Source organism: Streptomyces bottropensis ATCC 25435 (genome assembly GCF_000383595.1).
Taxonomy (GTDB): Bacteria; Actinomycetota; Actinomycetes; order Streptomycetales; family Streptomycetaceae; genus Streptomyces; species Streptomyces bottropensis.
On sequence record NZ_KB911581.1, the window covers coordinates 1,435,623 to 1,450,505 of the forward strand.

The following is a 14,883-nucleotide window of genomic DNA, read 5'->3' on the forward strand; positions in this document are numbered from 1 at the left end:
GAGGCGCGGGCCCTCCTGGCCGATGCCGGCTGGGAACAGGGCGGCCCCCTCGAACCCCGCGAGCCCGCGGCGGAGAGCAAGAAGGCGGCCGGCGCGGAGGGGGAGAAGCACGGCACGAAGAACGGCTCCGGTTCCGACATGCCCGGTTCCGAGAAGTCCGGTTCCGAGAAGCCCGGTTCCGACGAGCCCCGCTCCGAGAAGTCCGGTTCCGAGAAGCCCGGTTCCGACGAGCCCCGCTCCGAGAAGTCCGGCTCCTCCGCGGACGACAGCACGTACGTCGTCGGCGGGGACGACAAGCCCTACGACGCCGACGAGAACCTCGCCCAGGACGGCAAGCAGTTCAAGCCGGGCGGCGCGCCCGGCGCGTACGCCCCGCAGGGGACACGGGCGCCCGCCGAGGCCGCGCGGGGGCCGCTCGCCAAGAACGGCAAGCTGCTGACGCTGCGGTTCGTGCTGCCGTCGGGACCGGGGACGGAGTCGCTGCGGGCCGTCGGCGAGCGGATCGCGGTGATGCTGGAGCGCGTCGGGATCCGCACGGAGATCACCAAGGTCCCGGACGAGAGCTACTTCAAGGACCACATCGCGAACGGACAGTACGACCTCGCGCTGTACTCCTGGCCGACCTCCGCGTACCCCGCCACCGACGCCCGGCCGATCTATGCCAAGCCGGTCCCGGCGGCCGACGGCTCGCTGAACGTCGAGCAGAACTACACGCGTGTCGGCACGGACCGCGTCGACCAGCTGTTCGACCAGGCCGTCTCCACCCTCGACGAGTCGAAGACCCGCTCGCTGATCCGCAAGGCGGACGCCCGCATCTGGGCCGCCGCCGGGTCCATCCCCCTGTACCAGCGGCCCCAGCTCGTCGCCGCCCGCACCACCCTCGCGAACGCGGGCGCCTTCGGCTTCCAGACCCCGGTCTACGAGGACATGGGCTTCCTGAAGAAGGGCGCGAAGGGACCGGCGCGGCCCTCGCACACGTAGGCGATCACGCTCCCTCGAACCCCGCCGCCGCCCCCGTGACGAAACGGGGGCGGCGGCCGGGGTTCGAGGGCGGCCGAGGCGGCCCGAGTCGCCGAGAAACGGTCCTGAGCTGGGGCTGAGCCGGGCTGAGCTGGGCCGGAACGGCCCGGGGAGCCTCGGTGCCCGCGGCCCCGTACCATGGGGTGAGGCCGTGGCATGTCCAGCCCGGCAGGGTCCGCGCGACACAGATGTCAGCGCAGGCCGTCCTCACACTCCGGGAGAAGCGCCTCAATATGGCCACGCGCCACGACATCCGCAACGTCGCCATCGTCGCCCACGTCGACCACGGCAAGACCACTCTGGTCGACGCCATGCTCAAGCAGGCCGGTGCCTTCGCCGCGCACGCCGCCGAGTCGCTCGACGACCGCATGATGGACTCGAACGACCTGGAGCGTGAGAAGGGCATCACGATCCTCGCCAAGAACACGGCGGTGAAGTACCACCCGAAGGATGGCGGCGACGTCATCACCATCAACATCATCGACACCCCCGGTCACGCCGACTTCGGTGGCGAGGTCGAGCGCGGCCTGTCGATGGTCGACGCGGTGGTCCTGCTCGTCGACGCCTCCGAGGGCCCGCTGCCGCAGACCCGCTTCGTGCTCCGCAAGGCGCTTCAGCAGCGCCTGCCGGTCATCCTGTGCATCAACAAGACGGACCGCGCGGATTCGCGCATCGACGAGGTCGTCAACGAGACCTACGACCTCTTCCTCGACCTCGACGCCGACGAGGACCAGATCGAGTTCCCCATCGTCTACGCGTGTGCGCGTGACGGTGTCGCCTCGCTGACCAAGCCGGAGGACGGCACCGTCCCGGCCGACAGCAACAGCCTGGAGCCGTTCTTCTCCACGATCCTGTCGCACGTCCCGGCCCCGTCGTACGACGAGGAGGCCCCGCTCCAGGCGCACGTCACCAACCTGGACGCCGACAACTTCCTCGGCCGTATCGCGCTGCTCCGCGTCGAGCAGGGCGAGCTGCGCAAGGGGCAGACGGTCACGTGGATCAAGCGTGACGGCACGATGGCCAACGTCCGCATCACCGAGCTGATGATGACCGAGGCGCTCACCCGCAAGCCCGCCGAGGTGGCCGGCCCCGGTGACATCTGTGCCGTCGCCGGTATCCCGGACATCATGATCGGCGAGACCCTCGCCGACACCGAGAACCCGATCGCGCTGCCGCTGATCACGGTCGACGAGCCGGCGATCTCGATGACCATCGGCACGAACACCTCGCCGCTGGTCGGCCGCGGTGGCACCGGTAAGGGCGCGGAGAACAAGGCCGCGGTCAAGGACCGCAAGGTCACCGCCCGCCAGGTCAAGGACCGCCTCGACCGCGAGCTGGTCGGTAACGTCAGCCTCCGTGTCCTCGACACCGAGCGTCCCGACGCCTGGGAGGTCCAGGGGCGTGGTGAGCTGGCGCTGGCCATCCTGGTCGAGCAGATGCGCCGTGAGGGCTTCGAGCTGACCATCGGCAAGCCGCAGGTCGTCACCAAGGAGGTCGACGGCAAGACCTACGAGCCGGTCGAGCGCATGACGATCGACGTCCCCGAGGAGCACATGGGCGCGGTCACGCAGCTCATGGGCGTCCGCAAGGGCCGGATGGACAACATGTCGAACCACGGCTCCGGCTGGGTCCGCATGGAGTTCGTCGTCCCCTCCCGCGGCCTGATCGGCTTCCGTACGGAGTTCCTGACCGGCACGCGCGGCACGGGCATCGCCCACTCCATCCACGAGGGCCACGAGCCGTGGTTCGGCACGCTGACGACCCGTAACAACGGTTCGCTCGTCGCCGACCGCTCCGGCGCCGTCACCGCGTTCGCGATGACGAACCTCCAGGAGCGCGGTGTGCTGTTCACCGACCCCGGCACCGAGGTCTACGAGGGCATGATCGTCGGTGAGAACTCGCGCTCCGACGACATGGACGTGAACATCACCAAGGAGAAGAAGCTCACGAACATGCGGTCCTCCTCGGCCGACTCGTTCGAGGCGATCGTCCCGCCGCGCAAGCTCTCCCTGGAGCAGTCCCTGGAGTTCTGCCGCGACGACGAGTGCGTCGAGGTGACCCCGGAGGCCGTGCGCATCCGCAAGGTCAACCTGGACGCCCGCGAGCGCGCCCGCGCCGCGAGCCGCGCCAAGCACGGCTGACGTTCCGTCAATTGCCTTCTGCGAAACCCCGGTTCTCCGCGCTCGGAGGACCGGGCTTCCGGCCTGCTCGCCCGACGGGGAGGTCTCGTGGGGATACTGGGGCTTCCGGGTGATGTGTGAAGGGCCTGCGGGGGAGGCCGGCCTTCCGTCGCCGACTGTCCGATTGGCTGTCTCCGGGCTGTGAACCGCTGTTCGGATATCGGTGTTGCAGCGATCAAGTTTCGGACATGTAAACAAAAATCGTAGCGGGAATGTCCGATTCGCCGGTTCCTGTTGTGGCTTGTCAAGCGCGACCAGGTGTCAATCTTTGCAATTTTTGCTCAAAATATGGACGGTAGGGAGATCCCTATGCCTTCCGCCCTTGACGCGCGTTGACCCGTTTGGCGAAAGTTCCCCCAAACCACAGAACCTGCCGGTATCTGTGCTGCGCTCAACTCTCCAACCCCCCGGGGGAAGAACAGACATGACCAGTCCAACCAAGGCCGAGGGCTCCGGGTCCGCGGTCGCCTTGGACCCCGAGCTCGAGACGGCCGCCGAGGCCGCCAAGGGTGAGCAGAAGCTTGAGGGTCGTTCCCCCGGCCAGTTGATGTGGCAACGGTTCAAGCGGGACCGTACGGGAGTCATCTCCGCGTGCGTAGTGATTTTCTTCTTCGTGATCTCCGCCCTCGCGCCGGTCATCGCGAGCCTGTACGGCAAGAACCCCTACACGCTGTACGCGCAGGAGCCGGACTACCCCTTCCTGCTCGACGACTTCGCGATGCCCACCGGTTCCTTCGGTGGCATGTCGGGTGACTTCTGGTTCGGCGTCGAGCCGAAGCTCGGCCGTGACGTCTTCACGATGCTGCTGTACGGCATGCGGACCTCGCTGTACATGGCGGTGCTCATCACTGTGGTCAGCGTGGTCACCGGCGTGCTCATCGGCATGGTCGGGGGCTACTTCGGCGGTCGCGTGGACTACTGGGTGGGTCGGATCACCGACTTCTTCCTGGGCTTCCCGCAGCAGCTCTTCTTCATCGCCTTCATGCCCGTGGTCACCGCGCTGTTCGTCGACCCGAAGGACGAGACGCCGACGTATCTGCGCGCCCTGGCCATCATCCTGGTGATGTGGTTCCTCGGCTGGATGGGCCTGGCCCGCCTGGTCCGCAGCTCCGTGCTCTCGCTCCGTGAGCGTGAGTTCGTGGAGGCGGCGAAGGTCTCCGGGGCCTCGCCCTGGCGCATCGTGCGCAAGGAGATCCTGCCGAACATCGTCACCCCGATCCTCGTGCAGGGCACGTACATCCTCCCCAGCACGATCCTCTCCATCGCCTTCCTCTCCTTCGTCGGTGTCGGCTTCGTCGAGCCCACCCCCGACTGGGGCCGCATGTTCGCCATCGGCTCCGACATCTATGAGCAGGACCCGATGTTCATGATCTTCCCGGGCGTGGCGATGGTGGTCTTCGTTCTCTGCTTCAACCTTCTCGGCGACTCCGTCCGGGACGCATTCGACCCCAAGACCGGACGCTAATCGTCCATTGGTGGGTGGGGGGACTGCCACCCCCGATCCGGGTTCGGCCCGGGCCGTCAGGCAGTACTAGTGGACAACAATCGACAGGTAGGTGCATAGGCATCATGAAGCCCATCAGAACCCGCACCACGCGCGCCGTGGCCGTCGCCATCGTGGCCGGCTCACTGGCGCTCACCGGGTGCTCGGACAACGGCAAGACGGACGCGAAGGACACTTCCAAGTCCCAGGACGACGCCGCCGAGCAGTCGAAGCCTGTCACCTACGGTGACGCCGCCGCCTCCACCGGCCCCGCCGAAGAGGTCAAGGGCGCCAAGCCCGGCGGTGTCATCAACGTGTACGCGCAGTCGGACATGACCCACATGGACCCGGGTCAGATCTACGTCTCCGACGCCGGTCAGCTCGCCAACCTGCTCCACCGGGGTCTGACGAACTACCAGGAGGACGACAAGGGCAACCTGACGGTCGTCGGTGACATCGCCACCGACTCCGGCACGTCCTCCGACGGCGGCAAGACCTGGACGTACAAGCTCAAGGACGACATCAAGGACGAGGACGGCAACGCCATCACCTCGGCCGACGTCCGCCACACCATCGAGCGCCAGTACTCCAAGGTCATCTTCGACGGCCCGACGTACATCCAGAGCTGGCTGTCGGGCTCCGACTACCGCAAGGCGCTGCCGGACGGCCCCTACAAGGGCAAGCACCTGCCGGACTCCGTCCTGGAGACCCCGGACGCCAAGACGGTCGTCTTCCACTTCGACCAGCCGCGCCCGGACCTCCCGCAGGCCCTCGCCATGGCCGGTTACGCCATCGTGCCCGAGAAGCAGGACACGAAGGAGAAGTACGACAAGGCCCCCGCGGCCCTCGGCCCGTACAAGGTCTCCGAGTACAAGGCCGGCAAGTCGCTGACCCTGGTCAAGAACGACCAGTGGGACCCGAAGACGGACTCGGTGCGCCACCAGTACGTCGACGGCTACAACTTCACCACCACCATCGACCAGGCCAGCCAGACCAAGCGTCTGATCGCCGACCAGGGCGAGGCCAAGAACGCCATCCAGTTCACGGACTCGGTGGACCCGGCCCAGCTGTCGACGGTCATCGGCAACGCCGGTGCCAAGAAGCGCACCATCCAGGGCTACCAGCCCTACGTGTGGCAGATGACCTTCAACCTCGACAGCGCCAACATGAAGGACAAGAAGGTCCGCGACGCGATCACCTACGCGCTCCCGTCGCAGGCCATGGTCCAGGCCGACGGTGGCCGCTACGGCGGTGAGATCGCCGGTGGTCTGATGGCCCCGACCCTGCCGGGCTACGACAAGTCGTACGACCCGTTCGGCAAGCTGAAGAAGCCCAACGGTGACCTGGAGAAGGCCAAGGAGCTGCTGAAGGAGGCGGGTGTCAAGGACGGCACCAAGCTGACCTACGCCTACTCCAACACCCCGCGTGGCCAGGCCCAGATGGTCATCATCAAGGACACGCTGAAGAAGATCGGCTTCGACGTCCAGGCCAAGGAGATCGACCGGGCCAGCTTCTACGAGCAGATCGGCAAGCTGGACAACCCGTTCGACCTCTACATGACCGGCTGGGGCCAGGACTGGTCCTCCCCGTCCACGGTCATCACCCCGGTCTACGACGGCACCCTGGTCGCCGACGGTGCGTCGAACTACTCGCACATCAAGGACGCCAAGGTCGACGCGCTGATCAAGAAGGCGCTGACCGAGGAGCCCGAGGCCGCGGCCAAGACGTGGGAAGAGGCTCACCACCGCATCGTGGAGGAGATCAACCCGGCCGCCCCGGTCTACTACTCGAAGCAGATCCAGCTCTTCGGATCGAACATCGGTGGTGCCCGGTACAGCACGGAGTCGAGCTACATCGACATCAACGACCTGTTCGTGAAGCAGCCGTAATCCGTCAGTCCGGCCAGTCCGGTCAAACCGGCTGATCCGCGGGGGTGTGCGCCAGGCGGAGCGCACCCCCGCGGTCGGTTCCACCCCCTCCGACCGCCGCGTTTTCGAAGAGAGCATCCACCCGCCATGCTTCAGTTCCTCATCCGCAGGCTGATCGGCGCTGTCGTCATCATGTTCCTGATCGGCGCCTTCACGTTCTTCCTGTTCTATACGATCCCCCAAGACTTCGCGCAGCTGTCCTGCGGCAAGAACTGCTCCCCCGAGAACATCGCGGTCATCAGAGAGAACCTCGGCCTCGACAAGCCCATCACCACGCAGTTCTGGGACTTCATGTCCGGCATCGTCGTCGGCCGGGACTTCGCGGTGGGTCACTGCCCCGCGCCGTGCCTGGGCATGTCCTTCCAGAGCGGTGAGTTCGTCTGGGACTCCATCATCGACCGCTTCCCGCTCACGCTGTCGCTGACCATCGGCGGCCTGGTGATCTTCCTGGTGCTGGGCCTCGGCTCCGGCCTGCTCGCCGCCTGGAAGCGCGGCACCATCGTCGACAAGATCGTCAGTGGCGCCTCGATGGTGCTCAGCTCGTTCCAGATCTACTTCCTGGGTCCGATCGTCCTCGGCATCCTCGTCTTCAGCACCGGCTGGATGGAGAGCCCGAAGTACGTCCCGTTCACCGAGGACCCGGTCGGCTGGGCCCTGGGCATGCTGATCCCCTGGGCCGTCATGGCCACGATCTTCACCGCCCAGTACACCCGTATGGCCCGCTCGACCATGATCGAGCAGCTGTCGGAGGAGCACGTCCGCACGGCCCGGGCGAAGGGCATGAAGCAGCGGTACGTATTCTTCCGTTATGCCTGGCGTGGTTCACTCATTCCGATCGTCACCATCATCGGCATGGACCTGAGCGCACTGCTGTCGGGCGCGGTGGTCACTGAGTTCACGTTCGACCTGGCCGGCATCGGGCGTCTGGCGGTCGAGTCCTCGACCGACAAGGACATCCCGCTGACCATGGGCGTGATGCTGTTCGGGGCCTTCTTCATCCTGCTTCTGAACATCGTCGTGGACATCGCCTACGCCTACATCGACCCGCGCGTGCGCCTCAGCTAGGAGAAATACCGTGACCACTCTGACCAAGACCGAAGGTGAGAAGGCCCCGACCGGGCCGGAGGCCTTCCTCTCGGTCCGCGACCTGCGGGTGCGGTTCTCCACCGAGGACGGCATAGTCAAGGCCGTCGACGGGCTCTCCTTCGACGTCGAGCGCGGCAAGACGCTGGGCATCGTGGGTGAGTCGGGCTCCGGCAAGTCCGTGACCAACCTGACCGTCCTCGGTCTGCACAACCCCAAGACCACCACCGTCGAGGGCGAGATCATCCTCGACGGCAAGGAACTCGTCACCGCCAAGGAGAGGGAGCTGGAGCAGCTCCGCGGCAACAAGGTGGCGATGATCTTCCAGGACCCGCTGACGGCGCTCTCGCCGTACTACACGGTGGGCCGGCAGATCGCCGAGCCGTTCATGAAGCACACCGGCGCCTCCAAGAAGGAGGCCCGGCGCCGCGCGATCGAGATGCTGGCCAAGGTCGGCATCCCGCACCCGCAGACGCGCGTGGACGACTACCCGCACCAGTTCTCCGGCGGTATGCGCCAGCGCGCCATGATCGCCATGGCGCTGGTCTGCGACCCGGACCTGCTGATCGCGGACGAGCCGACCACCGCCCTGGACGTGACCGTCCAGGCGCAGATCCTCGACCTGCTCAAGGATCTCCAGCAGGAGTTCGGCTCCGCGATCATCTTCATCACGCACGACCTCGGCGTCATCTCCGACATGGCCGACGACCTGCTGGTGATGTACTCCGGCCGGGCCGTGGAGCGCGGCAGCGTCCGCGAGGTGCTGCGCAACCCCACGCACCCCTACACCTGGGGTCTGCTCAGCTCGATGCCCCGTCTCGGCGGTGACACCAGCCAGGCACTCACGCCGATCCCCGGCTCCCCGCCCAGCCTGCTCAACCCGCCCACCGGCTGCCCGTTCCACCCGCGTTGCTCGTTCACCGGCGAGGTCGGCGGCAACCGCTGCAGCACCGAGCGGCCGCCGCTCGGCCAGGGGCGCGACTCCGCCTGCCATCTGACGGCGGAGCAGAAGCAGACCATCTTCATCGACAAGATCCAGCCTCGGCTGCGCTAGGGAGAACCGAGACATGAGCGACAACCTCACCCTCCCCGCGCAGCAGGGCTCCAAGGACACCCCGGCCGAGACCCTCCTCAAGGTCGAGGGCCTGGCGAAACACTTCCCCATCTACGGCGGCTTCCCGATCAAGCGCAAGGTCGGGGCCGTCCAGGCGGTGGACGGCATCGACCTGTCCGTCGGCGTCGGCGAGAGCGTCGGCCTCGTCGGCGAGTCGGGCTGCGGCAAGTCGACCACGGGCCGGCTGATCACCAAGCTGATGGAGCCCACCGGCGGGAAGATCACCTACAAGGACCAGGACATCACCCACGCCTCGCGCAAGCAGCTGGCGCCGGTGCGGTCCGAGATCCAGATGATCTTCCAGGACCCCTACTCCTCGCTGAACCCGCGGCAGACGGTCGGCACGATCATCAAGTCGCCGATGGAGGTCAACGGGATCAACCCCGAGGGCGGCCGGGAGCACAAGGTCCGCGAGCTGTTGGAGCTGGTCGGTCTCAACCCCGAGCACTACAACCGCTTCCCGCACGAGTTCTCCGGCGGTCAGCGCCAGCGCATCGGGGTCGCCCGCGCGCTCGCCCTGAACCCGAAGCTGATCGTCGCGGACGAGCCGGTCTCGGCGCTGGACGTGTCGATCCAGGCGCAGGTCGTCAACCTGCTCCAGAAGGTCCAGGACGAGCTGGGCATCGCGTTCCTGTTCATCGCCCACGACCTCGCGATCGTCCGGCACTTCTCGAAGCGTGTCGCGGTGATGTACCTCGGCAAGATCGTCGAGGTCGCCGACCGTGACTCGCTGTACAACCGGCCCCGCCACCCGTACACCCACGCCCTCCTCTCGGCGGTGCCCGAGGTCGCGATCGACGACGAGACCGAGACGAAGGAGCGGATCCGGCTCGCCGGCGACGTGCCCTCGCCGATCTCGCCGCCGTCCGGCTGCCGCTTCCGTACCCGCTGCTGGAAGGCGCAGGACAAGTGCGCCTCGGAGGAGCCGCCGCTCATCCAGCTCTCCGGCAACCTGGCCGGCCACCTGACGGCCTGCCACTTCCCGGAGGACCCGACGACCGAGGCCCGCGCCGAGGACGTCGTGCTGGACCCGGCGCTCAAGGCGCTGGAGGACAGCGCGCCGGAGGCATCCGGGGCGAAGATCGCCAAGGGCTGACCTGACCGAGTCGTCATGGGCCCGTCGTACGACGGTGACGTTCCCGCTCGCCGGGGCCGTCACCGCCGTACGACGGGCCTTGTCGTGTGCGGTGGGCCGCCGGTGACGGTGGGAGCCGGGCGGCCGTGCGGGCGGCCCGCGTGGGTCGTGGGGGGCGTCCGGTGGGTGGCGTGGCGTCGAGGCGTGTCTCCTGCGTCGTCGTCGCCTTCACCGCCCCAGAACCCTCCGACCGCCGCCCAGGGGAGGCCGTACGGGGCTGGGGGGGGGCGCCGGTGGGGCCGCGTCTGCGCCGAGGGCGTGCGTGAGGGCGAGGTGTCGCCCGACGGCCGCCCGACGGTCGCCTGGCGTGGTGACCCGGCGGCTGACGGGACCGTGGGGCGAGAGCGGGGCCCGCAGCGAAATCGGTGGCGGCCCGTGACCGCGGGCGGCAACCTGGGCTGTTGATCTCGGCCCCTGCCGAGCGCCTCACCCACCGACTCACGACGGAGCCCCTGTTGAGCCCCACGCACCCCGCCATCCACAGCGTCACCTTCGACTGCACCGGCGACCCCTACGACGTCGCCCTCTTCTGGAGCGAGTTGCTCGGCCGTCCGCTGGCCGACGACGACAAGCCCGGCGACCCGGAGGCGCTGATCGCGGACCCGGCGGGTGGGCCGCGGCTGCTGTTCGTGCGGGTGCCCGAGGGCAAGTCGGCGAAGAACCGGGTCCACTTCGACCTCAAGCCGCACGGCCGCACCCGCGCCGAGGAGGTCGAGCGGGCGGTCGCGCTCGGCGCCCGGGTGATCGCCGACCACACCCGTCCCGACGGCGGCGGCTGGGTGCTCATGGCCGACCCCGAGGGCAACGAGTTCTGTGTGGAGCGGGGCGAGCTGGGCTGACGACGGGCGTGCCGGGCCGGGCCGGGCTGCCGCAGGTCGCCCAGCGGCAGCCGGCCCGCCCGCCGAGTACACCTAGGCCAACCGCACCCGCGGATCGATCAGCGCGTACACCGCGTCCACCACGATGTTCGCGACCACGATCGCGGCGGCGGCGACCAGGACCACTCCGAGGAGCAGGGGGAGGTCGTTGTCGCGGACGGCCTTGATGGACAGGGCGCCGATGCCGTGGAGCCCGAAGGTCTCCTCGGTGATGATGGCGCCGCCGAGGAGGTAGCCGATGTCGAGGCCGAGGATGGTGACGATGGGGCCCATCGCGCCGCGCCAGGCGTAGCGGAAGAAGACCGTGGACCGGGACATGCCCTTGGCGCGGGCCGTGCGGACGTAGTCCTCGGCGAGGGTCTCCACCAGCTGGGAGCGGGTCATCCGGGTGTAGTTGGCGGTGAAGATGATCGCGAGGACCAGCCAGGGGAGGAGGAGCCCCTTGAACCAGGCCGGCGGGTCCTGGGTGAAGCCGACGGCGTCCGAGGGGCGGGGCAGCAGGCCCCACTGGTCGGAGAGGTAGTACATCGCCACGACCCCGACGATGTAGATCTGGAGCGAGGAGCCCACCAGGGACGCCGAGGACGCGATCTTGTCCAGGGCGCGGCCCTGTGCCACCGCCGCGACCATGCCGGTGCCCACGCCGAAGACGACGAAGACGACCGTGCTGCCGAGCGCGAGCGACAGCGTGGTGGGGAAGCGGTCGGTGATCAGTCCGAGTACCGGCTCGTGGTTGGTGAAGGAGTAGCCGAGACAGGGGGCCGGGCAGTGGCCGAGGCCGGCGTAGTCCCGGCCGGTGAACACTCCTGCCAGCCAGTGCCCGTACTGGACGGGCAGCGGGTCGGCGATGCCGAGGTTGTGCCGGACCAGCGCGAGCGTCTGCGGGGTGCACAGCTTGCCGCAGGCGGAGCGGGCGGGGTCGCGTGGGGCGACGTAGAAGAGGAGGAAGGTGATGGCGCTGATGATCAGCAGGATCAGCAGCGCGCTCAGCGTCCTGCGGGCGACGAAGCGGAGCATGGCGGTTCGGGGCCCGGTCCGGTTCAGGCCTTGGCGTACAGCTTGTGGACGAGGAACGCCGAGAACAGGGGGTCGAACTGGGCGCCGCCCACCTTGGACCCGTACAGGTAGTACCGCCGCTGGTAGGTCTCCGGGATGATCGGAGCCTCCTTCGCCATGATCGACTTGTCCAGCGCGGCCCAGGCCGCGTTCTCCTTCGCGGTGTCGGTGATGGCCGCGTCCTTCTTGATCGCCGCGTTGACCCAGCCCACGTTCAGCTGGGAGACGTTGGGGGCGTTGTCCGCGATCGTGGTGCCGTCGAAGAGCGGCTGGAGGAGGGTGTAGGCGGCGGGCCAGTCCGGTGACCAGCCGTACCACATCACGTCGAACTGGTTGTCGATCTGGCCGACCTGGTCGTAGTAGCTCGTCGACTCCACGGGCTTGATCACCGGATCGAAGCCCGCCTCCTTCAGGGCGTTGGCGATGACGACCTTGGTCTTCTCGTAGGCGTCGTTGCCGCCCTGCGGATAGGTGTAGACGATCTTCTGGCCGAGCTTGCCGGCCTCCTTCAGCAGGGACTTCGCCTTCGCCGTGTCGCCGCGCGGGTTCTTCAGCTTGCCGTAGGCGTCGAACTTCACCCGGCCCGCGATGTCCGGGCTGAGGATGGTGGTCGCGTAGTCGCCGGCCGACGGGCCGCCGTAGATGGAACGGATCTGCTCCAGCGGCCAGGCGTAGTTGAGGGCCTGGCGGACCCGGACGTCCTTGATGCGGCGGCAGTTGACGGCGTAGTAGTACAGGCCGGTCAGCAGGCCGTCGATGGTGCGGGACTCCAGGGCGGAGTCGCCGATCACCTTCTGGATACGCTCGGCCGGCACCCCGCTGTACGCCATGACCGCGTACCGGTCCGTCCCCGAGTCGGCGATCAGCCGGTCGGTGGCCGGCAGGGCCTCGGGGCCGAACTCGAAGACGACGGAGTCCGGGTAGGCGTTGCGGATCGGGTCGGTCGCCGGGTCCCAGTGGGTGTTGCGCACCAGCGTCAGGGACTTGTCGACGGAGTGCTGCCTGATCCGGTACGGGCCGCAGGAGACGGGGTCCTTGTCGTACTTCTCCTTGCTGTCGTGCGCGACCGGCACGGCACCGTAGGAGTGCATCGCCAGTGCCCAGTTGAGGTCGGGGCGGGCCGTCCTCAGGTGGAAGGTGACGGTCTTCTTCGCGGTGTCCGTGACGACGGAGGAGAGGTGCTTGCCGCCGTACGGGCCCTTGTAGACCGACCGGAAGTCGTTCGAGCCGGTGAGCCAGGTCTGGACGTAGGTGGCGCCCTCGGTGGTGAAGCTCGCGAAGCCGCGCTCGATGCCGTGGCGTACGTCGTCGACGGTCAGCTCGCTGCCGTCCTCCCACTTCAGGCCGTCCTTGAGGGTGAACGTCCAGGTCCTGCCGCCGTCCGTCATGGTGCCGGTGTCGGTGGCGAGGTCACCGACGAGCCTCATCGAGCCGTCGGCGGCGATCTTGTAGCCGGTGAGGCAGCGGACGTAGAGGTTCGCGACCGTGGAGTTCCAGGCGAAGTAGATGCGCTGCGGGTCCAGGTGCGAGAAGTCGTCCGGGCCGATCGGGCGGATCGTGCCGCCCCTGCGCGCACCCGGGACCTTCGGCGCGGGGCCGGTGGAGTCCGCCGCGGTGCCCACGGTGACCTTGGCGTACGTGGCGCCGGAGGCCGCGCCGCCGCCCGCCGTACCGCCCCCGCCGCCGCTGCTGCACGCGCTGAGGACGAGCGCGCCGCCGGCCGTCGCGACCGAGCTTGCGATGACGAAGTTCCTGCGGGAGATCGACATGGGTGTCCTGCCTGAATCAGGGAGAGGGGGTTTCTTGAGAAGGGGGAGGGGGGTGGGGCGGGCCTCCGAGGAGGGGGTCAACGTCTGCTCTTCGGGTCGAGCGCGTCGCGGACCGAGTCGCCGAGGAGGTTGAAGGCGATCACGAAGATGACCATCGAGAGGCCGGGGAAGAGCATGTACGTGATGTCGTTCTGGTAGACCTGCGCGCCGCGCTGGATCATCACGCCCCAGTCGGGGGTGGGGTCGCTGAGGCCGACGCCGAGGAAGGCGAGGGCCGCCTCCGTGGTGACGTACATGGGCAGCGCGAGGGTCGCCTGGATGAGGACCGGGGTCCACAGGTTGGGGAGCAGTTCCCGGAAGACGATCCGGGCGGCGGAGGCGCCGGTGACCTTGGCTGCCTCCACGAACTCCCGCTCGCGCAGGGCCAGTACCTCGCCGCGCAGCAGCCGCGCGATGGGTGCCCAGCCGAACGCGGTCATCACCGAGATCAGGCTCACGACCGTCAGCCAGGTCGGGGTGTTCTCGTCGGGCGGCACCAGGATCGAGATCAGCACCGGCCACATGGCGATGAAGAAGAGGGTGGAGGGGAAGGCCAGCAGGATGTCGACGATCCGGCCCACGAGGCTGTCGACCCGGCCGCCGAGATAGCCGGCCGTCACGCCGACCACGATGCCGAGGCCGGTGACCAGCAGGGTCGTCACCGTGGCGATCAGCAGCGAGTTGCGGATGCCGTAGAGGAGGAGGGTGAAGACGTCCCGGCCGAGCTGAGGCTCGATGCCGAACCAGAAGTCGCCGCTGACCCCGCCGTTCGGTGCGACCGGGAAACCGAACTGGTTCAGCAGGCCGGGCTGGTTCTGGCCGTACGTCGTGTACGGGTTCCTGCCGTAGAGCTTCGCTGTCAGGGGGGCGGCGATCGCGGCGGTGAAGAACAGCAGCACGATGTACGCCGATACGGTGCCGGCGCGGTCCCTGCGGAAGCGGCGCCAGGCGATGCGGCCGGGTGAGCTGGTGCCGTGGCCTCCGGCGGGGCGGGGCGGGGTGGTGGGCGGCGCCTCGAAGGGCGTGGCCGTCGTGGATGCGGGCGAGGTCCCCATGACGTGACCCTTCAACTCGCCCGCGGCCGGGGTCAATGCGTTGCCGGTGCCCTTGACCAAGGGGAGGGTGATTGCCGAACCCGCTCTTACTGGGTGGAGGCTGCTCTTACCGGGTCCTCGGGGTTTCTTGGCTTTCGCGGTGG

General features: G+C 68.2%; 11 protein-coding genes. 8 read left to right on the plus strand and 3 right to left on the minus strand.

Features of this window, described 5'->3' with window-relative positions; genetic code table 11:
* Window positions 1-29 precede the first annotated feature (29 nt).
* The 8 genes from STRBO_RS45870 to STRBO_RS0106525 all read left to right on the plus strand — a co-directional run bounded on the left by STRBO_RS45870 (window position 30) and on the right by STRBO_RS0106525 (window position 10,782).
* On the plus strand, window positions 30-1,100 hold the full coding sequence (locus STRBO_RS45870; protein ID WP_425336033.1) for a pentapeptide repeat-containing protein: 1,071 nt from the start codon (window positions 30-32) through the stop codon (window positions 1,098-1,100).
* Between the two features lie 153 nt (window positions 1,101-1,253).
* Complete coding sequence (gene typA / locus STRBO_RS0106495) at window positions 1,254-3,161, plus strand: translational GTPase TypA (protein ID WP_005480656.1); 1,908 nt, start codon at window positions 1,254-1,256, stop codon at window positions 3,159-3,161.
* 463 nt (window positions 3,162-3,624) lie between these two features.
* Window positions 3,625-4,665 (plus strand): ABC transporter permease, encoded by a 1,041-nt coding sequence (locus STRBO_RS0106500; RefSeq protein WP_005480655.1) that lies wholly within the window; start codon window positions 3,625-3,627, stop codon window positions 4,663-4,665.
* Window positions 4,666-4,769: 104 nt separating this feature from the next.
* On the plus strand, window positions 4,770-6,572 hold the full coding sequence (locus STRBO_RS0106505; protein WP_005480653.1) for an ABC transporter substrate-binding protein: 1,803 nt from the start codon (window positions 4,770-4,772) through the stop codon (window positions 6,570-6,572).
* A gap of 126 nt (window positions 6,573-6,698) precedes the next feature.
* Window positions 6,699-7,676 carry an ABC transporter permease gene (locus STRBO_RS0106510; RefSeq protein ID WP_005480651.1) on the plus strand — a complete coding sequence of 326 codons (978 nt, stop codon included), beginning with the start codon at window positions 6,699-6,701 and terminating at the stop codon, window positions 7,674-7,676.
* Between the two features lie 10 nt (window positions 7,677-7,686).
* On the plus strand, window positions 7,687-8,748 hold the full coding sequence (locus STRBO_RS0106515; protein ID WP_005480649.1) for an ABC transporter ATP-binding protein: 1,062 nt from the start codon (window positions 7,687-7,689) through the stop codon (window positions 8,746-8,748).
* A gap of 13 nt (window positions 8,749-8,761) precedes the next feature.
* Complete coding sequence (locus STRBO_RS0106520) at window positions 8,762-9,904, plus strand: ABC transporter ATP-binding protein (protein WP_005480647.1); 1,143 nt, start codon at window positions 8,762-8,764, stop codon at window positions 9,902-9,904.
* Window positions 9,905-10,398: 494 nt separating this feature from the next.
* Window positions 10,399-10,782 (plus strand): VOC family protein, encoded by a 384-nt coding sequence (locus STRBO_RS0106525; protein WP_005480643.1) that lies wholly within the window; start codon window positions 10,399-10,401, stop codon window positions 10,780-10,782.
* A gap of 72 nt (window positions 10,783-10,854) precedes the next feature.
* Here STRBO_RS0106525 and STRBO_RS0106530 read toward each other — a convergent pair whose 3' ends face one another.
* The 3 genes from STRBO_RS0106530 to STRBO_RS0106540 form a co-directional block, all read right to left on the minus strand.
* Window positions 10,855-11,838 carry an ABC transporter permease gene (locus STRBO_RS0106530; RefSeq protein ID WP_005480642.1) on the minus strand — a complete coding sequence of 328 codons (984 nt, stop codon included), beginning with the start codon at window positions 11,836-11,838 and terminating at the stop codon, window positions 10,855-10,857.
* Window positions 11,839-11,861: 23 nt separating this feature from the next.
* Complete coding sequence (locus tag STRBO_RS0106535) at window positions 11,862-13,646, minus strand: ABC transporter substrate-binding protein (RefSeq protein WP_005480640.1); 1,785 nt, start codon at window positions 13,644-13,646, stop codon at window positions 11,862-11,864.
* 77 nt (window positions 13,647-13,723) lie between these two features.
* Window positions 13,724-14,740, minus strand: a complete 1,017-nt coding sequence (locus tag STRBO_RS0106540; protein ID WP_020665505.1) for an ABC transporter permease — start codon at window positions 14,738-14,740, stop codon at window positions 13,724-13,726.
* Between the last annotated feature and the right edge of the window lie 143 nt (window positions 14,741-14,883).